Here is a 22,106-nt window from a genome sequence, read left to right as displayed (position 1 = left end):
TGCAGTTGGTTTTGCGCCGAAACACCCCTAGGCTGTGATTGATGGTCCGCCACTAACTCTGCTGCCCAAGGACGTTCTACATGAGCATTTTTCAGATCGCTGTTGTTTTCGCAATTGCTTTGCTATGCGCGGGGATCGGCGGCATTGCGCTGTTTCAGAATACGGCGATCTATCGGTTCTCGGCCGAGCCGGGCACCCCCGCCGACTATGGGCTGACCGAGATGAAAGAAGTCGCCTTTACCGGCTCCGACGGTGCACCGTTGCGGGCGTGGATCGCCATGCCTGAGGGAGATGCACCGATGGTGATCAGTTTTTATGGCAATTTCACGCAGTTTGGTCCCTCGGTTCAGCATCTGACGCCCTTGATCCAGCTTGGCTATGGGGTGGCCGTGATGGAGTATCGTGGCGCAAACGGCGACGCCGGGTCAGCAGGTGAAATTGGCTTTGCCCAGGATGCCCGCGCCTTCTATGACCAGCTGGACCGCCTTACAGGTGCCCACGTCCCCGCGGATCGCCGGATCATTCACGGCTTCAGCCTGGGCAGCAGCATCGCCACCCATCTGGCTGCGACACGGGACGCATCGGCGCTGGTTCTGGAAAGCAGTTTCGACAGCCTGTGTCGGTTTCAAACCCGTCGACTACGGGGGATTCCCATGTGTTGGTTGATGTGGCGAGAGCGCCATGATGTGCGCGATCAGATCGGCAAGGTCGATATGCCGATCCTGATTGCCCATGGCGCGAAGGACACGTCCATCCCCCTGCCCTGGGCACAGGCTTTGGTTGATGCGGCACCTGACCCCAAGACATTCAAGATCTATGAACAGGGGACGCACACCACCTTGTTCGATCTGGGACTGGCAGACGACATCGCCCGGTTCTATGCGGATCAATCCGGCTGACCGTCACCGCCCAGATGGCAGACGCAACAAATCGACGCGGGTGTCATCAATGGAACAAACGCAAGACGGCAGACAGGGTCGGTCGGCAGCTCGTAGCGAACTGGCCAACCCTCTTTCAGCCCCAGCGAAATGCTCTTGGGTGGCAGGCTCATTCCCGCGCCGGTCAGTTTCATGCGTGCCTCTTTCGCGGTCCAGAACGCAAAAAATCTTTGTGCACGATGGGGACCATCCACAGCAGCCAAAGCGCGCTGTTCCGTCTCGGTCATGCAGCTTTCAGCCAGCCCGGAAATGTCTACCTTCCGATCAACATGCTCGACATCAACGCCGACCGGCCCGCACAGGGAAATGGCAACAACCGCCAGATCACCGCTGTGTGACAGGTTGAATTCCGGTCCATCCCCGGACAGTTGCGGTTTACCCTGAGGGCCATAGTCAAAAGCCACCGCCACCGGATCTTGCATCAAGACTTTGCCCAATATGCGACGCAACTGCCCGCGCGCACGGATATACCGTGTTCGGTCGCGGTCGAAATGGAACCTGTCTGCACGCGCGGCCTCGTCGCTGGACAGCAAAGACCGGGCATCCTGCAGCGCAATGTCCCGATCATCACCGATCGAGAACGCGTGCAAGGTAATGGCGTCAGGCAGGGCAGACACAAAGGCCAGAGGCGTCCGATGCATCCCTGACGCCTTAAACCTCGTCCGGTCGGCGCAACCGGATTTCCTGTTCCATCATACCGGCAAGATCACGTGCCGCGTCGCCCTTCAATATCTCCAGATGGTTCGACGGATGGGTTGCAAGGCGCAGTTTTCCGTTTACCAGCCGCGACCAGCCAAAACCCGGATCGGCCTGCCGCGCAAGGGTTGCGGCGAAACCATCGGCCTCGGTGATCACCAGCCAGACATCATCGTCGTAAGGCTTTGGATCATACCGGGCACTGGCCTCCACCCAGCGCTGGCTGAGCACCTCAAGCCGGAACGCATCCGGCTTTACCTTGTTGACCAAGCGCACAACCTTGTCGGACATCATCTTGCTGCGCACGCGCGCAAGCAGGCGGGTGCCGAAGCCGCGCGCGCCCTGTGTGCGCAAAAGCTCTTGCTCCATTTTGAACCGCTTGGCAAAGGGAACGCTCAGGTCGACATGGAAGCCCGGCGCCTCGACGTCGATAATCCCAAGGAAGCCGACCTCTTCACCCTGCGCGCGCAATTGCTTTGCGATCTCGAACGCGGCAAAACCTCCGCCTGAATATCCGGCCAGAAGATAGGGCCCTTCCGGCTGGTGACGCTTGATGTTCTGAATGTGGTCAGCGGCCATGGCTTCGATGCTGTCATGCATTCTGTGACCCATGACGCCACGGGTTTGCAGGCCGATCAAAGGTCGGATTTCGCCGACAATCTGACCAAGTTCGAACAGGTTGTTCACATTGCCGCCGACACCACCCGCGATGAAGATCGGACGGCGCCCATCACCGGGACCGGCATGGATCACCGCCGTGGTGTCCCAGGGATCGTCCTCGAACTCTCCGGTCTTCAGAACGGGCGCGTCAGAGGATGTCACCTGCGTCGCCAGTTTGCGAATGGTCGGATAGGACAACAGCGTCGCGATGGGCAGGTCGACACCGAACTCACGTTTGACCCGCGCAAACAGTTTAACCGCCATTAGGGAATGGCCGCCAAGCGCGAAATAATCATCGTCTATGCCAATGTCATTCGTCCCCAAAAGCTGCGTCCAGATCTTGTGCAGCTTCACCTCTTCCGGGGTGTGTGGCGTGCTGTCGCGTGGCTGGTCAGATGCCGGACCTGTCTGCGACATCTCGGTCAGCGCGGTACGGTCGGTTTTGCCATTGGGGTTCAACGGCATCGCGTCCAGCACCTGAATACGCGCGGGCACCATGTAATCGGGCAAGGTGTCGGCAAGCGTGTTGCGCAAGGACTGGGCGTCCAGCGCGTGCCCGTCGACCGCCGTCACAAAAGCCAGCAGAAGTGTATCGCCACCACCGTCCAGCGTGGTCGTGGCAACGGCCTCGGACACACCGGGCTGTGCAGCCAGCGCAACCTCGACTTCGCCCAACTCGACCCGCGAGCCGCGGATCTTGACCTGATGGTCGGACCGGCCGTGATACATCAGGCGACCATCGGGCAAACTGCTGACCAGATCGCCCGTCGCGAAATAGAGTGCATCAGGGTCGTCCATGAACGGGTCTTTCAGGAACCGTTCGGCAGTCAGGTCGGGGCGGTGCAGATAGCCCGCGGCCAGCACATCGCCCCCGACATAAAGCTCACCCACCGTGCCGGTCGGCACCGGTTGCCCTGCCCCGTCAAGAATATACAGACGCGCATTGTCAATCGGCGTTCCGATCGGGATCTCGTCAGTATCGGGATCGCGCACGATCTCGCAGGTGACATCAGCCGCCACTTCGGACGAGCCGTAAAGATTTACCAGCGTCACATCCGGCGCAAGCGACTGCACCTGTCGCGCAAGGCTGGCGGGCAGACGCTCGCCCGAGCAGAAGAGCAATTTCAGCGACGGTATCGTTTCCTGAAGATTGGTCTGTGTTTCAACCAGCGCCTTCAAAAGCGACGGGACCACCAAAAGGCGCGAGACCTTGTGATCAGCCAGCGTCGTCAGGAATGCCGAGGGGTCGCGCACAGTATCAGCTGGGATGATGACCTGCGGCACACCGGCCAGCAACGGACCAAAAATCTCCCACACGCTGTCCACGAACGAGATCGCCGTTTTCTGGCACATTACTTCGCCGTCTTCAAAGGGGAAGGTGTTCCACATCCAGACAAAGCGATTGATTGTCGCCCGGTGGGTGCCCATCACACCCTTCGGGTTGCCGGTCGACCCGGACGTGTAACAGATATAGGCCGGTGAAAGCGGGTCTATAAGAACCTCGGGCAAGGATGCGCCATCGCTGCCCCCGGTTTGCGGCACATCTTCGACAAAGAAGGTATTCGGAAGCTCAAGCTGCGCCGCCAATTCCCGATTGGTGACCACAAGCCGCGCTTGGGAATCTTCGACTATATACTGAATACGTGCAGCAGGGTTCGCGGGGTCCAGCGGCAGGTAAGCCGCCCCAAGGCGCATGGCCGCCAGCATCGCCGCGACCATATCGACGGACCGTTCCAGACAAACACCCACAACATCGCCAACAGAGACACCTGATTGCTGCAATGCCTGCGCGATCTGCACCGACCTTTGATCAAGCTCCAGATAGCTGACTGCCCTGCCGTGTTCGATCAACGCTGGCGCGTTGGGCTTCGACTGCAATTGCTCGGCGAAAAGACGCCCAAGATCGGCGGTGACTGGATAATCCGTCATTTTTCCACGCCATTGGGCAAGTAACATCTGCTTCTGTTCCTCTGAAATAAGCGGCAAATCTTTGACTTCTGTGGCTGGCTTTGCTGCCAGGGCCGCTAAAAACTCGTTAAATTGCGTATTATGTCTTTCAATGGTTGCGACGTTAAACAAGTCGGTATTGAAGGTCCATTCCGCCGTTATGGATTGGCGGTTATCCGTCACATTCAGGAAGATTTCGAACTGTTCAAACACCCTTGGGTTAGAAATGAACTCGGTCTTTGCACCTCCGAATTGCATATCGCTCAGGTCGATGCCGTTATCGATATTGAAGATCACCGGGGTCAGCGGCACGCGGCTGGGATCCTGCGGCATCTTCAACGCATGAACCAGCGCGCCGAAGCCGAAATGCTGATGCTCGCTGGCATCCAGCAACGCGGTTTGCGTGGCTTTCAACACGTCGCTAAACGGCGCATCGGGATCAACATATGTGTGCACCGGCATCAGGTTGACGCAGTGGCCCACAAGGCTGTCCATCCCTCGCGACGCCTGGCCGGACGACGGCACGGCGACGGCAACGTGTTTGCTGCCACTGATCCGTGCCAGATAGGCATTGAAAGCCGCCAGCAACAGGTTGACCAGGGTGGACCCCTGCCCGGCCGCCGTCTTGCGAAGTTTCGCCACCAGATCCGGGTCGATATCGGCGTCAAGCCGATCTGCCGCCACGCTGCGAACCGCAGGGCGCGGTCGGTCGGTCGGCAGGTCAAGAACGGGCGGCGTGGCGGATCCTCGGTATGCACTGAATGCCTCGAGGAAGTGATCCCGATCCGCTTTTGCCGCGTCCGAGCGCGCCCAGTCGGCTTCGACCCTTGCATAATCGACGATGCTGTGCGGCGAAGGCAGATCAACGCGCGCACCTTCGATCAGGGCGGTATAGATTTTGCCGATGTCCCGGACAATCACGTCAATCGACCACCCGTCACAAACGATATGGTGGGCAGTGATCACCAAATGGTGCAGGTCATCCCCCAACTTCACCAGTACGGCGCGGATCAGCGGCCCATTGGCAAGATCGAAATGGGTGGTCACGTGATCGCGCAACAAAGCCTTCATCGACGCGTCGCGATCCGCCTCAGACTGATCCGAGAAATCCGCTTCGTCGACCGTGGCATTGCCTGTGGGCGCAATCCGCATCTCGGTCCCGTCATCCGAGAAGGTCGAGCGCAGCGCGTCATGGCGTTCGAATGCCTGTTTGGTCGCCTGCACAAGCTCGGCGTTGTTAACCGGACCTTGCAGTTTCAGCGTGACGCTTTCGTTATAGGCAGGCGACACTTCCGGGTGCATGACCACTGCGCCCCAAACCTCGCGTTGGGACACGGTTGTGGGAACGACAAGCGGCTCCAATGGCTTGGCCATTTCTTCGGCAATTTGCTGTTCGCCACCCGGCAAACTCAGGCGTGGTGGCACATGTGACAGCTTCGGCCCGGCATAGGGCACGGCCTCGCGCCCCGTAATCAGACCCGAAGCCCGCATTTCCAGCGCAGAATCCTTGAACGCTTCGACGACATAATCAATGTCTTCATCATTATGTGCAGCGGTCATATAGGACGGGAACCCTTCCAGCAGGAACACGCCGCGATCACGCATGTGCGCGCCCAGCAGGGCCCCGAATTTCTGATCTTCCCCGATGCGCAGATACATCAGCGATCCGCAGTTCGGCATCTGGAACGGCATATCGTTTTCGACAAACCAGCGATCCACCCGGCCCGCCAGCCGGTCGCCCTTGGCGTTCACCGTTTTCCAGAAAAGGTCGGGCTGGGATTTGAAAAAGCGCAGCATCTCGCGCAGCGATGCCATGGCCAGCGGATGACGCACGAAGGTGCCGGCGAAGAAGGTCACGGGTGCTTCGGGGAAGCTGTCGTCCCCGTATTGCCACTGGCCCCCGTCGAACGTGTCCATATACCGGGCCTTGCCCGATACGACGCCCACGGGCATACCACCGCCCACCACCTTGCCATAGGTGACAAGATCGGCATCCACCCCGTAATAGGCCTGCGCCCCGCGCGGACCGAAGCGGAAGCCGGTCACCACCTCGTCAAAGATGAACAGCGACCCGGACCGTTCCGTCACCCGACGCACCTCGCGGATGAAATCGCGGGGGCGGAATTCGGGGCGGCGGCTTTGCACCGGCTCGACAATCACGGCGGCCAGGCTATCGGCATTCTTGCGGATGTAATCCAGCGCCTGTGGCGTGCCATAGGGCAGAACGATCACGTTCTTCACCGCGTCGCGCGGAATGCCGGGGGCCAGCGGCAGGGTGCGCGGCCCGTCCTTGCCGTCAACCGCACGCACCAGAACCTCGTCGAAATTGCCGTGATAATCACGCGCAAACATCACGATCTTGTCGCGGTTCGTCACCGTGCGCGCCAGTCGCATGGCGGCATAAACGGCCTCGGACCCCGTGCAGACGAAACTTGCCCGGTCGTTGCCTGTCACCTCGCAGAACAGCTGCGCAGCTTCCATCGCCACAAGGCTTTGTGGCCCAACCTCGAACCCGTCATCCAGTTGATGATGCAACGCCTCGACCACCTTGTCGGGGGAATGGCCCAGGAAGCCCGGCCCGAACCCGTTCAGGATGTCGATATATTCGTTGCCATCGACGTCCAGCAGACGCGAGCCTTTCGATTTCACCGTCACGATCTGATAGACGATTTCCTTCCACAGCCGGTTGAAACCCGACGCCGTGCGCGGGTCGGCATGGGTGGCGCGGTGCTCAGACGTCAACGCCTTGGACTTCGCGGTCTTGGCGGTAAACCGGTCCACCAGCGCGTCAATATGGGCGCGTTGGTCTGGCGTGAGTTCCTCGGTCTCGCGTTCGATCTTGGTGACCGGCGCCGAGGATGGCGAGGCCTGTGCCTCGTCCGTTTCAATCTTGGTCAGCTCGGCCGGGGCCGCCTTTTCGGCCGGGGCCGCCCCGGGCAAGGTTCCATGCGCCTCGATATGGTCGGCCAAAGCATCCACATTGGGGAACCCGTCGATCAACTGGCGCAAGGCCACGTCGACGCCGAACTGTTCGCTCAGCTCGCGAATGGCCTGGGTCAGCAGCAGACTGTCAAACCCAAGCTCAAGGAAGGACGCGTCACCGTCGATCTCGTCCGGTTCCAGTCCTGACAATTCCGACAGCATCTCACGCAGGGCCTCGCCCGCGGTCAGTTGCGGGGCGCCTGCCTCCTCGGTGATCTCGACCGTGGCCGAGGTGTTTTCCAGCGCGGCATAGTCCACGGTGACATCCACCGGTTCCACCCAGAAGCGTTTGCGCTGGAACGGATAGGTCGGCAGACCCGGCAGGCGGCGGGCGGCAGGGCGGTTATTGTCGATGCGCGACCAGTCCACCGGATAGCCATTGGCCCACAATTCACCAAAGGCCGATAAAAGGCTGTCATGCGAATTGGCATTCTCGGCCTGTGCGGCGGGCAAGGATGCGATCGCGGGCTGCGCTTTCTTCCGGTCCGGGTTCTGCCCCGACAGGGTGGCCATGGTGCGACCGGGCCCGGCCTCAAGGAAGATATGCCGGTTTTCAGCCCACAGAAGTTGGATCGCGTCATAGAACCGGACGGGGCGGCGCATGTGCATGGCCCAGTAATCGGGATCCGTCGCCTCGTCATCCGTCATCCAATCGCCGGTCACAGTGGACAGGATCGGAATGCGTGGGGCGTTCAGTTTCAGCCCAGCCACGGCCTTGCGGAACGGCTCAACCGCCGGGTCCATCATCTGCGAATGGAACGCGTGGCTTGTGTGCAGGCGCGAGGCAACGACCCCGTCCGTCTCAAGCCGTTTCAACAGGTCTTGCGCGGCCTCCTCTGGCCCCGCCACGACACAGGCCTTGGCCCCGTTCACGGCGGCCAGATCAATGCCGTTGCCAAGATAGGGCGCAACCTCGTCCTCGCTGGCCCGGACCGAGATCATGACGCCTTGCGGCAGGTCCGCCATCAGCCGCCCGCGCAGGGCAATCAGCTTCAGCGCATCGGGCAGGTCAATCACGCCCGCAATCGTCGCGGCGGCAAATTCCCCGATGGAGTGGCCAACCATGACATCGGGCGTGATGCCCCAATGCCGCCATTGCTGCGCCAGAGCATAACCGATCGAGAAGATCGCGGGCTGCGCCAACGCGGTGTTCTTCAGCTTTTCGGTCGCGCAGTGATGTTCGCTTTCCGGCGCGTGGATCACATCCAGCAGGTTCAGGCCCAGATCGTCTTCCAGCAGTTTGGCACACAGGCCAAGGGCTTCACGGAACACGGGTTCCTGCTGATAAAGGTCGCGCGCCATGCCCGCGTGCTGCGCCCCCTGCCCCGGAAACAGGAAGGCCAGCGCATCGCGTTGACCGGCGGCGATGCCCTTGCCGGTGAACCCGTCCGCCGCCGTTGCCAGATCGGACAGGTTGCGCGCCACAAGGGCAGCACGCTGGTCGAACTGCGTGCGCCCGCTGCGCAGCGTCGCAATCACCCGGTCGGGATCGGCATCGGGGTTGGCCTTTGCCCAGTCTCCCAGATTGGCAACCGCCGCCTTCAACGCATCCGGGGACGAGGCAGAAATCGGGAACACACGCGGCGCATCGTCTTTTGCAGGTGTGGCGGGGTCTTCGACCTGCGGGGCTTCCTCCAACACCATATGGATGTTGGTGCCGCCCACGCCGAAGGCCGACACACCGGCGCGGCGCGGGGCATCAGTGCCGGTCCACTCCAACCGCTCGGCCACCGGGAAGAACGCCGAATTGTCGAAGTCGATACGCGGGTTGGGTTTCTTGTAGTGCAAAAGCGGGGGGATCACGCCGTGTTTCAGGGTCAGCGTGGTCTTGATCAGACCGGTTACACCTGCCGCAATATCCAGATGGCCCAGATTGGTCTTCACGCTGCCAAGCGCGCAGAAGCCTTTGTCATCTGTGCTGGCGGAAAAGGCGGTTTGCAGGGCGGTGAACTCGATCGGGTCGCCAAGGGGGGTGGCGGTGCCATGCGCCTCGATATACCCGATCGAGCGTGCATCGACGCCAGCGGCCACATGGGCGGCCCGGATCACGTCGGTCTGTGCCTTGATCGACGGTGCGGCATAGCCCGCCTTGTCATGCCCGTCATTGTTGATCGCATAGCCCTTGATCACCGCGAGGATGTTGTCGCCGTCGGCCTCAGCATCCTCAAGCCGACGCAACACGACGATCCCGGCCCCGTCGCCGAAGACCGTGCCCGTGGCATCGGCATCGAAGGTCCGGCAATGCCCGTCGGCCGAGGCCATACCATCGGGCAGATACATATAGGGCCGCTTGGTCGGGAAGGTGATCGACACGCCGCCCGCCAGCGCCATGTCGGCATCGCCCCGCAAAAGCGCCTGACAGGCCTGCGCCACCGCGACCAGAGAGGTCGAACAGGCACATTGCACCGTCATCGCAGGCCCGCGAAGGCCGAGTTTATAGGCGATGCGCGTTGCAATGAAATCCTTGTCATTGCCAAACAGCGTGGCGAAATCCTTGACCGGATAACCCATCGCCAGTTCGCGCGAGGCACCGGGCGCCGACAGAAGGTTGTTCAGAAGGTATGAGTTCTGGCTCGACCCGGCGAAAACGCCGATACGCCCGTCAAACCGGGCCGGATCATGGCCCGCGTTTTCCAGCGCGGTCTGCGCGACCTCAAGCAGGATGCGGTGCTGGGGGTCCAGACGCTCTGCCTCTTTCGGGGGGATGCCGAAATGGCGCGCGTCGAACATGTCGGGTTCGACCATCGCACCGCGGGCCCGCACATAGGGCGCATCCGGGTCGTCTTTGGACGGATCGACGTCCAGCTCGTCCTCGGAAAACTGCGAAATCAGCTCGCGCCCATCCATAAGCGCCTGCCACATCTCTTCGGCACTGCTGGCACCGGGATAACGCCCGGCCAGCCCCACGATGGCAATCGGACCGCTGTCGGACATGTCGCGCACCTTTGCCTCGCGCGGGGCGGGCTGGGCCTTGGTCACGGGATCGGACAGATGCGCCGACAGGGTTGAAGCCGTCGAATGCAGGAAGAAATCCGAGATCGGGAAATCGCGTTTCAGCTTGTCCTGCAAACGCTCATGCACCCGCGCGATATGCAGGGACGAGGCACCGAGATCGAAGAAATTTGTGTTGGGATCGACGTCTGCGACTTCAAGCACGTCCGACAAGGTGCTAAGAACAAGCGTCTTCGTCGATGCGTCGCTGTCACGCTTCGCGACCTTCTTCTGCACCTTCGGCAGCGCCCGCTGCTCCAGTGCCTTGCGATCCACCTTGCCGTTGTCATTGATCGGCAGCGCGTCCAGCGCCACCAGATGCGCGGGTACCGCATAATCCGGCAATTGCGTTTTCAGATGCGCCCGCAGCGCGGCCGTATCGCAGTCACCATCGGCCACATAATAGCCAACCAGCGTCTTGTCGGCCCCGTCCGCGCCCGCACGCGCGATGGCGGCGGCGTGCCGGATGCCGTCGAATTGCTCCAACGCAGTTTCAATGCCGCCCAGCTCCACCCGGAAGCCACGCACCTTCACCTGCTTGTCGATCCGACCAAGATAGCGGATGACGCCTTTCTTATCGCGCTCGACCAGATCGCCGGTGCGATACAGCCGCACAGACTTATCCCACGGCGCGGGCACGAACACCTCGTTGGTCAGGTCGTCCTGCCCCAGATATCCCAGCGCAAGGCCCAGCCCGGCGGCGCACAGCTCGCCGGGTGTGCCATCTTCGACGGGCTGCAAATCAGCATCGACAACAAAGACCTCGGTGCCATTGATTGGCTTGCCGATAGGCAACGGCTTGCCCGATTTCGCCTGCGCCTTGGTGATCTTGTGACAACAGGTGAACGTGGTGTTTTCAGTCGGGCCATAGCCGTTGATCACGGTCAGTTTCGGACAGGCGGCCTGCACCTTGGCGACCTTGTCCGGTGACACCACATCGCCGCCGGTCAGAAGCTGGCGCAGGGGTTTGAAATCCTCGGGCCGTTCATCCGCCATGGCGTGAAACAGGCCAGCGGTCAGCCACATGCTGGTGATCTTCTGGTCGCGGATGATCGCGCCCAGCCCACGCAACGATGTGTCGTCGCTTTCGGGAATCACCAACGTGCCCCCGTTCAGAAGCGCCCCCCAGATTTCCAGCGTCGAGGCATCGAACGCGATGGGAGAGTTCTGCAAAATCCGCTCGTTCGTGCCGAGTTTCATGAAGTTCTGGTCCCGCACCAAGCGGATGATCCCACGATGCGGCACCACGACGCCCTTCGGCACGCCCGTCGTGCCGGACGTATACATGACATAGGCCACAGCCTCGGGGTCATGCTTTATATTCAGTGGCTTGACAGGCTTATCGACGGTGTCATCCACAGACAGCTTGGGAAGCGACACGCCCTCCAAAGCCGGAATGTCGCCCACGATCGCCGCCAACCCACTGTCCTTGGCAATCATGCGGATGCGATCATCCGAATAATACTCGGGAAGCGGCACATAGCCGGCGTCGGCCTTCAGAATTCCCAGCGCGGCAATGATCGTATCGACCGAACGCTGTCCGGCCATACCCACAAGGCTGCCGGATTTAACGCCGGATTTGGCAAGCTGCGCGGCCACCGCGTCAGAGCGCACTTCAAGGTCATGGTAGCTGAGCACATTTGCGCCCTGGCTCAAGGCTGCACGATCCCCGTGTTTGTCGGCCACGGAACGAAAAATAGAAACGACGGAATATGGCATCTGTTAACTTTGACGATAAAGGTTAAAAACTGAAATATTGGCAACAAGAAGTACAAACACAGCGATGATATCACCAAGCCGCGAAAACACACGTGAATAATCCGTTGTGTGAACAATCTGGGATGATCGACGACACTGTTCAGCGGTAGCGCCCCAATGAGCAAAAAATTGGTCAATAAGGGCCCGTAACACCATGGCAAATCTGACATAGTTCGTCAAAGTATCGCGACGATGTATCGCCGGGCAACCCGAAACGGCAGCAAAATTCAACAGAGACTCAATCGAATACCATGAATGTATTTTGGACCTGCATAACCGACACCTGGACCCCGACAATTGGTGATCCTGATCTTCTTGGCTGGGCAACAACCCTGCTGTATCTCGCGGCGGCCTATCTGTCGTTTCGATGCGTCAGGACCGCTCGGCTCAGCTCCTCTGAGCGTCGGTTCGAGCGGTATTTCTGGGCGTCCACCGCAGTTTTGCTGGCCCTGCTTGCGGTCAACAAGCAGCTTGATTTACAGACCTTTGTCACCTCGGCCGGGCGCTGTGTTGCCCAAGGTCAGGGTTGGTACGGGCTGCGGCGCGGTGTGCAACTGGCATTTGCACTCGTGATCGCGGGCATGTTGGGGTTCTGGGTGGTCTGGATCCTGATCGGCCTGCGCCACGCCATGTCACGGATGTGGCTGGAACTGCTTGGGATCATTGCAGTTTTTGCCTTTGTCCTGCTGCGTGTGTTGCGGTTTTTGCATGTCTACCACACCCATCTTCTGGGCAATAACGCTTGGGTCGAACGGATATTTGAGCTCACCGGACCGATCATTCTGATTGTCGCCGCCCAGCGGTTCCTTGGGCGCCACCGCAAACCCTGACCTCGGCGCATTGAAGCAATACGCGCATAACGCGCCGGATTGTGATATTGTCGTAAACGGTGCAGCGATATTACGCTGCGAAGCCGGGGGTATTAGACATGCATTCAATAAAGTTTTTCAATGGACTGCGGCGCGTATTGGGGATCGCTTTGCTGACAATTGCGCCCCCGGCACTGGCACAATCCCCGGACGGCCCCCAACCGGTCGATGTGAACGGAGGCAGCGCCTATGTTGCACCCGTTCACCTACCCCCCCCGCCACTGTCGGAACGTCCCATCGTTCAGATCAACTTTCCAAATAACGCCCCAACGGCTGTGCTTGGTCCCGAGACCCCTTTGCCGGGTCACCAACTGCTGCGCGAGCTTTATGCCCGTGGCGAAGCGGCCGGGAACTGGGGCGATCTGTACGAGAACCGGGATCGCAAGCATTCGCCGCTTAATCTGGCGCGCCACCCCCAGCTGACCACGTTGCTATATCACCCGATCTTGCGCGATCAGAACATTGATTATGGCCCTGCCCTTGGTTTGCTGTTCAACGCGCCAGTGATCGGCAACTCGTCAACCGCGCTGACGGCCGGTCCTTTCGCGCGCTCGCTTCCACGGATGGTTCTGACCGGGATGCAGCCCGGCGGTGCCCAAGCCCTGTATCAGAACTATGTGAACGGGCAGATCCATGTCTATCCATCCTACCAGGACCACGAACCGGGGGGCAAAGACATGTACCCGGCCAACACGCCCTACTATATCATTTCGCAGGGTTCTTCAGGATCAGACCAACCGCATCTTGAGGCATTGGCGATGATCCTTGCCGCGTTTCGCCCCGATACGAAGGCGAAGCTGATGGAAACCGGCCTTTTGGCCTCGACCGTGCAGATGGTGTTCCGGCGCAGCCGTGATCAGATCGGCGAACGCGGGGCCTATCTGGCCGCCGTCGCGCATCCAACCGTGTTTCCGCCGGAAGGCATCAACCTTGAACGCATGGTGGCGCTGGCCAATTCGATTATGCCCGAAAGCATCCCGCCCATGGTGCACCTGTCGGTTCTGGAAGAAACAGGGGCAACACCCGGCATAGATATATTCGGTGACGGGCTGACCGAGCGTCTTTTCGACACACCCTCGGCCATCGCACGGGTCTGGCGCAGCCCTCGTTTCAGCCGCGAAATGGTTGTGTCCGCACAGGATACAGTCGATCCAAACGGCTTGCCGTTGACCTTCAACTGGGTGTTTCTGCGCGGAGATGATGATCGGGTTGAAATCGAGCTTCTGGACGAAGCCGGTTCAACGGCGCGCATCACGATGGGTTGGCAAGAGGCCAACATAATCGCCGGTTCGCCCGATGTCGCGTCAACCCGCGTCGACATCGCGGTGATTGCAAATAACGGCGTGCATGACAGCGCCCCGGCTTTCGTGTCCATGCAGTTTCCCGATCACGAGATCCGTTATTACGAACCGGGGCCGGAAGGGGCCATGCGGATCACGCGACTGGTCCGCTCGCCCAATCCCGAGGTGCCGTATGATCCGGTGTTGTTCCCGTACACAGACTGGATTGATGAATATACCTATGACGGCGCTGAGTTGACCGGCTGGGAGCGGCTGTCGGATCACGGCAACCAGACCTTCAATGCGCAGGGCGAAACAGGGGGGGCCATGCCCAGATACCCGGTGGTTGAAGGGGCCGATGGCCTACCCACCGTCACCCAGCAAACGCAGTGATTGCTGACTCATTGTTTCGGGACTTTACACAATGCTTTCAATTCGTGAAGAAAGGCCATTGCTAACGACTTGAAAAGCCACAAAGTTGCCCTTTTTGGTTCAAATTTGCCTTAATTCATCGTGACACATATTGGCCAGCATGATACGTTTTCCATGGTGGTGTATATTATATGAGTGAGCTTGGTATTATTTAAGCTATTAATAAGAAGGGTAAGGATATGAAAAAATTCCTAGCAACCACAGCTGTTGTGGGCATGATGGCAACTGCCGCAAATGCCGCAACTGTTGTTGACCTGACAACCGGGGGCGATGTGACTTCGCTGGGCCAGATGGGGTCATTTGACACCGTTGGCGCTCAGGGTTCCATTGATCCTTGGCGCGCGGGTTCCGGCGCTGATTACCTGACACAAACCGCTAGTGGTCTTGGTGTCTATGGGTTCGGCGATTCCAGCGCACAGCTGGATGGTTTCGTCGATGAAGCCATCACGTTCAACTTCGATTACGCTGTCCGCCTTGTGTCGGTGACGTTCTCGTATTTCGGTCGTGGTGACGACGCCGACATTTATGTGAACGGTTCCAAAGTCGCAAACGAATCCAGCAGCAACCCGTACTATTTCGGCAATGTGATCGCGACGTCGTTCACAATCGGCGCTGATGGTTCGACTGACAGCTTCCGCATCAAGGAATTCAAGGTCGCTCCGGTTCCGCTGCCTGCCGCAGGCTTCCTGCTGCTTGGTGGTCTGGCCGGTCTTGGCGCCCTGTCGCGCAAGCGTAAGAAATCCGCCTGATCTACCCGATCACGCAACGGAAAAAGGGCCGAGCAATCGGCCCTTTTTTCTTGCCGCACCGCTTGCTTGTGATCGCGGACAGAAATCGGGTAAATATGTGCTATAACATATTTACGCATTTCACGGCCAAATGGCCCCATTTATCATGAGCTGATGACACCTATGATCAATCGCATCTTCACCGGCATCCTTCTGGCCTGCGCCCTGACCGTTCTGACAAGTTGCAAGTCATCTGAGGAACGCGCGGAAGAGCATTTCGCGGCGGCGCTGGAGCATATGGAAAACGACGACGTTGCCCGGGCCACCGTCGAATTCCAGAACGTCTTCAGCCGCAACGGAAAGCACCGCGATGCCCGTGCGACCTATGCCAAGATGCGGCGCGACCACGGCGACATTGCCGAGGCTTACAGCCAGTATCTGCGTCTTGTCGAACAGTATCCCGATGATCTGGAAGGCCGAAAGGCGCTTGCCGAAATGGCGTTCGAAAATGGCAACTGGGATGAATTGCGCCGCCATGGTGAATATACGGCGAAGCTGGCCCCGGAGGATCAGACCGCACGCATCTCGACAGTGGCCCTTGCCTATCGCGATGCCGTCATCGGCAACAACGAAACCGGAAGAAGCGAGGCGCAGAAGGCCGCGCTTGAACTGCTTGAAGAAGCCCCGTCGCATCTGGGCCTGCGTCGGTTGGTGATTGATGACTATATCCGCCTGAAGGACTGGAAACGTGCCTTGCAGGCGGTGGACGCCGCATTGGAATACGCGCCGGAATCGACAGAGTTTCTGCAAAAGCGACTGGGCGTTCTTTATGCCATCAACGATTCAGACGCCATCGAACAACAGCTGACCAGGATGGTCGAAACATTCCCCGAAAATCAGCAAATGTTGGCCGCCCTCGTGCAATGGCAGATTTCGCGCGGAAACACAGACCAGGCCGAAGCTCTTCTGCGCGAGCGGGTCGATCCGCAGGACGAAAGCCCCGAGGCAGGTGCCACCCTGGTCCGTTTCTTGTCCGAGTTTCGTGGCAGCGACGCGGCAAAGGCCGAATTGGACAAACTGATCGCCAGCGGATCACCCCATCAGGCGTTGTACCGGTCACTGCGTGCATCGATAAATTTCGACACCGGCAATCAGCAGGAAGCAATTGCCGAGATGCAGGCCATTCTGGACGGGGCAGAGCCATCGGCTTCAACCGACAATGTCAAAGTTGGTTTGGCGCGGATGTTGGACGCAACCGGGAACCCCGTGGGCGCGCGCGCCATGATCGAGGAGGTGTTGGAACGTGACAGCACCCATACCGAAGCCCTGAAACGTCGGGCGGATTGGCTGATTGCCGATGATCAGACCGGGGACGCGATCATGACCCTGCGCGCGGCTTTGGCCGACACGCCCAACGATCCCGAGATCATGACGCTGATGGCCCGCGCCCATGAACGCGACGGGAACAAAGAACTGATGTCCGAGATGTTGGCGCTTGCCGTCGAAAACTCGAACAACGGGGCTGCTGAAAGCCTGCGTTATGCCCGGCACCTGATGAGCCAGGGCAAACACCTGCCTGCTGAAGACGCCCTGCTGGGTGCGCTGCGGATCCAACCCCAGAACGCGCAAATCCTTGCGGCGTTGGGCGGTTTGTATGTCGACATGCAGGATTGGGGTCGCACTGAACATGTGGCGCAGACCCTTCGCGGACTGGACACAGAGCAAACCACCGAGCTTGCAAACAACCTGACCGCGCGCCGACTGGCTGCCCAGAACCGCGAGACAGAGCTGAACTCGTTCCTGGAATCTGTCTCGGCGGGCACCGAAGGTGTCGATACCGCAGATATCGTCATCATTCGCCGTTATCTGGATCAGGACGACACTGAACAAGCGTTGGATCATGTCGACAAGCTGCTGGCGGTTTCACCCGATACGCCGATGCTGCACTTCGTGCGTGCCTCGATCCTGGCGCAAAGCGGGCGGGTATCCGAGGCTGAAACCATCTTTAACGACTTGCTGGAAGAAGACGATCAACGGGCCGAGGTCTGGACCGCACTTTACCGCCTGCAACGTAGCAGCGGCAACAGGGACGCGGCTTTGGCAACCTTGGCCACCGCGCGGACAACCGTGCCGGGCAGCGCACAATTGGCGTGGGTCGAGGCCGGAGAGCTTGAGCTGGCGGGCGATATTGACGGGGCCATTGCCGTTTACGAAGACCTTTATGCCAAGGACAGCAGCAACCAGATTGTCGCCAACAATCTGGCCAGCCTGTTGGCCGATCACCGCGAAGATACCGAAAGCCTTGAGCGCGCATATACCGTCGCCCGCCGCCTGCGCGGGTCTGATGTGGCACCGTTTCAGGACACTTATGGCTGGATCGCCTACCGCCTGCAGAACTATGACGAAGCGGTTGCCCATCTGGAACCTGCCGCTGACGTCATGGAAAACAACGTAACGGTGCAATATCATCTGGCGATGGCCTATGCCGGTGCCTTTCGCTTCGACGCGGCGCTGGCACAATTCGAGAAGGTCAAGGACATGATTGATCCGGCCAACCCGCCTGCCTTCGTCGCAACGATGGATGCCGAAATCGCACGTCTGAAGGAACCCAAAACCGAGGATGCCAACTGATCGACGCATGATCTGCGGAACGGATCGGTCAGGCAGCGAACCAGTCCTCGCCCGGCGGCCTGATCGTTTCGCAATCGCGAACATCACGCTCACATTCCGGTGAAAATCCGCGGTTTTTGCCAATGGGTGCGGTTTTTCTATGGGCCAAGCCCCAAAAATGCCCGATAAACACATCATTATTATGCAACTTCTGTTAACCATTTGATTGTCAGATTATTCAAGGGACAGGTTTGATGTCCGTCACCAGTGACAAACCGCAACAGCCGACACACGCGCTTCCAGATCTGAATCTGGCTGGCATCTTTTGGTTTGCCGTCCTGATCCTCAGCGCCCTGCCGGTGTTCTGGATCGGGTTTCAGTCCCTGGCGGCGGCGTGGTCGACGCCGGAATACAGCCATGGGCCGCTGATCCCGATCATCTCGCTGTACTTGTTTCTGCGGGAGTTGCGCAAAGCCCCCCTGCCCGACCTGACGGTGCAGGATCGCTGGCCCGGCGTGTTTGTCATCGTGGTGGCGCTGGCGATTGCCATTCTGGGCAACCTGACACGCATCCCCGATATCGTCACCTATGCGATGATCATCTGGCTTGGCGGCGTGGTGCTGGTGGTCTTTGGCTGGAGGCGCGGACGAACCCACCAATTGCCCGTGGTGCATCTGGTCTTCATGCTGCCGCTGCCGCAGTTCCTGTATTGGAAGCTGACGATCCTGCTGCAATACCTGTCCTCGGAACTGGGCGTCTGGTTTGTCAGCCTTGCCGGTGTGTCGGTCTTTCTGGAAGGCAACATCATCGACCTTGGCGTTTATAAGCTGCAGGTCGCCGAGGCCTGTTCCGGCCTGCGCTACCTGTTCCCCATCCTCAGCTTCTCATACCTGTTCGCGATCCTGTATCGCGGCCCGATCTGGCACAAGGTGGTGCTGTTGGTTTCGGCCGCACCGCTGACCGTCCTCATGAACTCGGTTCGGATCGGCATCATCGGCATTCTGGTGGACCGTCAGGGGATCGAAGCGGCCGAGGGTTTTCTGCATTTCTTCGAAGGCTGGGTGATCTTCGTCATCTGCATCCTGATCCTGTTTTTGATGGCGATCATCCTGCAACGCATGACCCGCGATCCCAAACCGCTGAGCGAAGCGATTGACCTGGACACCGACGGCTTCGGCCCGGTCGCCGGGCGCTTTCTGGGCATTCAGCCGTCCAAGGCGATGGCCGTGGCGACCTTTCTGACCATGGCGGTGTCGGTTGGCTGGATGACATTGCAAGGTGGCGATCCGGTCAAGGTCGAGCGCGAACCGTTCACCTTGTTCCCCCGTCAATTCGGCGACTGGTCCGGCACCACATCCCGTCTTGAACCCGAGATCGAAGAGGTGCTGGGCGCCACCGATTATCTGAGCACAACCTATGCCGCGCCGGGGTCGCCCGACTATATCAACATGTTCGTGGCCTTCTATGACAAGCAGACCGAAGGCAGCGGCATCCATTCGCCCGAGGTCTGCCTGCCAGTCGGCGGGTGGGAAGTGTTCAGCCTTGAACCGGTCGAGGTTAATCCGAACGTCCCCGCCTATGGCAGCTTCCACGTCAATCGTTCGGTCATTCAGAAGGGGCTAAGCAAACAACTGGTCTATTACTGGTTCGAACAGCGCGGCAAGCGGCAGACCAATGACTTCACTGCCAAGATCGGTGTGGTGATCGACAGCCTGACCAAGGGGCGCACCGACGGGGCGCTGGTGCGCTATGTCACGCCGATCCGCCCGGATGAAACCGAGGCAGACGCCGATGCAAGGCTGATTGACTTTATGACCCAAAGCCTGCCAAGACTGCCAAGGTTCGTACCGATGTGAGACTGACAAGACCTCGGTTCTGTTGTTTAAATGTGTTCGCTGGCGTATCGGCGATGCCGCTGACAAGCCCTGCATAAGAGTCCACCATGTTAAAATCCGCGATTGTACTGTTATCCGGGAACTCGTTCTTCTATCTGATGCTGTTCGTGCGGAACCTGATTGTCGCGCGCCTGATCAGCGTCGAAGATTACGGCATCGCCTCGACCTTCGCGATCAGCATGGCCATCGTCGAGATGATGTCGACTCTGGGCCTACCGCAGATGATCATTCAGGACGAAGACGGCGACAACCCCGACATGCAGACCAACCTGCAAGGGTTCAACTTCCTGCGCAGCTTCATCTCCGCCGGCGCGCTTTTCATCATTGCGCACCCGCTGGCCAATTTTCTTGGCATCCCCGAACTGGCATGGACCTATCACCTGCTGGCCATCGTGCCGATCATCGCGGGCCTAACGCATTTCGACATCTACCGGCTGCAACGGCAGATGAAATATGCGCCCAATATCCTGTCCCACCTGTTGCCCACCGTAATCTCGGTGATTTCGCTTTGGCCGCTACATTATATATATGGCGACTATCGCGTCATGCTTTATGCGCTCTTGGTCCAATGGGTGTTGACCACGGTGTTTTCGCATCTGTTGGCGGAACGGCGTTTCCGGATGACCTTCGACCGGCAGACCATGATCCGCGCCTTCCGCTTTGGCTGGCCGATCCTGTTGGGCGGTGCGGTTCTGTTCGTCATCTTCAACGGCGAGAAGTTGGTGGTGGGACGTGAATTGGGGCTTGAGGCATTGGCGCTGTTCTCAATGGGTTTCACGCTGACCCTGACACCGACGCTTGTGTTAGAGACAAGCGTGCAATCTTTCTTTCTTCCTCAATTGTCGAAGAACCAGAAAGAGCCGCGCCAGTTCCATAAACTGTCGATGACCATCATCCAGTCCTATCTGCTGTTGGGGCTGATGTTCGTGCTTGGTGTTCTGCTGCTGGGCGATCCGGTTGTGCATCTGCTGCTTGGCCCGAAATACGAAGCGATCATCCCGATCCTGCCATGGCTGGCCCTGTTGCAGGCGCTTCGCATGTTCAAAGCAGGTGGGAACGCCATTTCACTGGCCCGCGCCCAAACCGAAAATCCGATGATTGCAAGCCTTGCCCGCGTCGTGGCCCTGCCCGTCGCCTGGTATGCCGCTGCGACGACAGGAGAGCTTCTGCCAGTGATCTGGATTGCTGCCATCGCCGAATTCGTGGGTTTTGGGCTGTCGCTGGGGCTGATCCACTGGCGCCTGAACATCTCGCCCCGCCCGGTCACGGTGTCGATTGGCCTGACCTTCCTGTGCATGATCCTTGTCGGGCTATACACATCGCTGAAATATGCGTCGATCCCGTCACCAACATCGCAGAGTGCAATTATGGTCTGTGTGTTTGCTACATTCCTGCTGGCCCCCGTCACGATGGGGTTCCTCAGACGATATGTCGCCGAAAAGGGTCAGGTCTGACGACGCGCGCAGATCAGGTTGCAGGATTGTCGGGCAACCCGCACCGCCCTAGACTGCTGCAAAGGAATTTCGGGATACACACTTAACATGCAATACCCCATTCATCAGGTTCGCAATAATATCTACCATTATCGCACGATTTTACGCCGCGCGATCCTGACACGGTATTTCGGCATGACGATCGGAGAGAACACCCGGATATCCTCGAAAGCGCGCCTTGATTACACCAATCCGCGCGGCGTCCATATTGGGGCACATACAAGTGTGACCTTCGATGTTGCCATCCTGACCCATGATTTCGTGAACAACAAACATGTCGACACCCATATCGGTGCCTATTGCTTTATTGGCGCAGGGTCGATCATCATGCCCGGCGTGACCATCGGGGACCACTGTATCGTCGGGGCGGGCAGCGTGGTGACCAAAGACGTGCCAGACTGCACGATCGTGGCGGGAAATCCGGCGCGGATCATGCGCTCGGACATCATGACGACCGAATATGGCATCCTGACACCCGAACTCCAAAGCTAAGCCGGTCTGTCAGACGCATCTTTGGATGTATCTGACCTGCACCGGGTTGGGGTGATTCTCTCTGTCCACCCAAACGAAACGATGCCAGATATTTCTCTACTTTTTGGCGATCATCGTGTCGATCTGGCGAACAATCGGTATGCAACGAATCGACTTTTTGTCCGAAATTGCCCCGTAAATAAGGCAGGCAATGCTGAAATGTGGCGCAGAAATTGTCCATTTTTCGCTTGTTCGATGCATTTCTGGGTTTTTTTCATTGTTTCTTTGAGCGAAAAAACACGCATCGAACACAATCTCGGCGCGTTTACGCCTCATCAACACGGATTATCCATCAA

Annotated in this window: 11 protein-coding genes; 8 read left to right on the top strand and 3 right to left on the bottom strand. The window is 59.1% G+C overall.

The genetic code is table 11. The annotated features are described in order from the left end of the window. Nucleotides 1-80: 80 nt before the first annotated feature. Nucleotides 81-899 (top strand): alpha/beta hydrolase, encoded by an 819-nt coding sequence (locus J3R80_RS14170; protein ID WP_275394443.1) that lies wholly within the window; start codon nucleotides 81-83, stop codon nucleotides 897-899. On the opposite strand, the gene J3R80_RS14165 is transcribed toward J3R80_RS14170, so the two are convergent. After that, on the bottom strand, nucleotides 887-1,579 hold the full coding sequence (locus J3R80_RS14165; protein WP_275394442.1) for a 4'-phosphopantetheinyl transferase superfamily protein: 693 nt from the start codon (nucleotides 1,577-1,579) through the stop codon (nucleotides 887-889). The two genes, J3R80_RS14170 and J3R80_RS14165, sit on opposite strands and share 13 nt — an antisense overlap. 10 nt (nucleotides 1,580-1,589) lie before the next feature. Further along, nucleotides 1,590-11,933, bottom strand: coding sequence for a non-ribosomal peptide synthetase/type I polyketide synthase (locus J3R80_RS14160; protein WP_275394441.1), 10,344 nt, complete (start codon nucleotides 11,931-11,933; stop codon nucleotides 1,590-1,592). Nucleotides 11,934-12,223: 290 nt separating this feature from the next. On the opposite strand from J3R80_RS14160, the gene J3R80_RS14155 reads away from it, so the two are divergent. From J3R80_RS14155 to J3R80_RS14125, 7 genes are all read left to right on the top strand, one after another. Next, on the top strand, nucleotides 12,224-12,802 hold the full coding sequence (locus J3R80_RS14155) for a hypothetical protein (RefSeq protein ID WP_275394440.1): 579 nt from the start codon (nucleotides 12,224-12,226) through the stop codon (nucleotides 12,800-12,802). A 98-nt stretch (nucleotides 12,803-12,900) separates the two neighbouring features. Further along, nucleotides 12,901-14,514: a hypothetical protein gene (locus J3R80_RS14150; protein ID WP_275394439.1), complete on the top strand. Its 1,614-nt coding sequence runs from the start codon at nucleotides 12,901-12,903 to the stop codon at nucleotides 14,512-14,514. A 218-nt stretch (nucleotides 14,515-14,732) separates the two neighbouring features. Beyond that, nucleotides 14,733-15,302, top strand: a complete 570-nt coding sequence (locus J3R80_RS14145) for a VPLPA-CTERM sorting domain-containing protein (RefSeq protein ID WP_275394438.1) — start codon at nucleotides 14,733-14,735, stop codon at nucleotides 15,300-15,302. 153 nt (nucleotides 15,303-15,455) lie between these two features. Further along, complete coding sequence (locus tag J3R80_RS14140) at nucleotides 15,456-17,912, top strand: tetratricopeptide repeat protein (protein ID WP_275394437.1); 2,457 nt, start codon at nucleotides 15,456-15,458, stop codon at nucleotides 17,910-17,912. A 233-nt stretch (nucleotides 17,913-18,145) separates the two neighbouring features. After that, complete coding sequence (xrtD, locus tag J3R80_RS14135) at nucleotides 18,146-19,747, top strand: VPLPA-CTERM-specific exosortase XrtD (protein ID WP_275394436.1); 1,602 nt, start codon at nucleotides 18,146-18,148, stop codon at nucleotides 19,745-19,747. An 86-nt stretch (nucleotides 19,748-19,833) separates the two neighbouring features. Continuing rightward, the gene (locus J3R80_RS14130) at nucleotides 19,834-21,240 is read left to right on the top strand and encodes an oligosaccharide flippase family protein (RefSeq protein WP_275394435.1); all 1,407 of its coding nucleotides are present in this window, start codon (nucleotides 19,834-19,836) and stop codon (nucleotides 21,238-21,240) included. 87 nt (nucleotides 21,241-21,327) lie between these two features. Beyond that, on the top strand, nucleotides 21,328-21,771 hold the full coding sequence (locus tag J3R80_RS14125; RefSeq protein ID WP_275394434.1) for an acyltransferase: 444 nt from the start codon (nucleotides 21,328-21,330) through the stop codon (nucleotides 21,769-21,771). Between the two features lie 96 nt (nucleotides 21,772-21,867). Here the strand turns inward: J3R80_RS14125 and J3R80_RS14120 are convergent, their stop codons facing one another. Then, nucleotides 21,868-22,086 (bottom strand): hypothetical protein, encoded by a 219-nt coding sequence (locus J3R80_RS14120; RefSeq protein WP_275394433.1) that lies wholly within the window; start codon nucleotides 22,084-22,086, stop codon nucleotides 21,868-21,870. Nucleotides 22,087-22,106 lie beyond the last annotated feature (20 nt).

The organism is Aliiroseovarius sp. Z3, assembly GCF_029105185.1.
Classification (GTDB): Bacteria; Pseudomonadota; Alphaproteobacteria; order Rhodobacterales; family Rhodobacteraceae; genus Aliiroseovarius.
Note: the sequence above shows the minus strand (reverse complement) of the source record. Positions and strands in the feature narration are given on the sequence as shown.

Coding starts and splice junctions, on each gene's coding strand:
- J3R80_RS14170 (WP_275394443.1), top strand. CDS start 81: ATGAGCATTTTTCAGATCGCTGTTGTTTTCGCAATTGCTTTGCTATGC.
- xrtD (WP_275394436.1), top strand. CDS start 18,146: ATGTCCGTCACCAGTGACAAACCGCAACAGCCGACACACGCGCTTCCA.
- J3R80_RS14130 (WP_275394435.1), top strand. CDS start 19,834: ATGTTAAAATCCGCGATTGTACTGTTATCCGGGAACTCGTTCTTCTAT.
- J3R80_RS14155 (WP_275394440.1), top strand. CDS start 12,224: ATGAATGTATTTTGGACCTGCATAACCGACACCTGGACCCCGACAATT.
- J3R80_RS14125 (WP_275394434.1), top strand. CDS start 21,328: ATGCAATACCCCATTCATCAGGTTCGCAATAATATCTACCATTATCGC.
- J3R80_RS14160 (WP_275394441.1), bottom strand. CDS start 11,933: ATGCCATATTCCGTCGTTTCTATTTTTCGTTCCGTGGCCGACAAACAC.
- J3R80_RS14120 (WP_275394433.1), bottom strand. CDS start 22,086: ATGAGGCGTAAACGCGCCGAGATTGTGTTCGATGCGTGTTTTTTCGCT.
- J3R80_RS14140 (WP_275394437.1), top strand. CDS start 15,456: ATGACACCTATGATCAATCGCATCTTCACCGGCATCCTTCTGGCCTGC.
- J3R80_RS14145 (WP_275394438.1), top strand. CDS start 14,733: ATGAAAAAATTCCTAGCAACCACAGCTGTTGTGGGCATGATGGCAACT.
- J3R80_RS14150 (WP_275394439.1), top strand. CDS start 12,901: ATGCATTCAATAAAGTTTTTCAATGGACTGCGGCGCGTATTGGGGATC.
- J3R80_RS14165 (WP_275394442.1), bottom strand. CDS start 1,579: ATGCATCGGACGCCTCTGGCCTTTGTGTCTGCCCTGCCTGACGCCATT.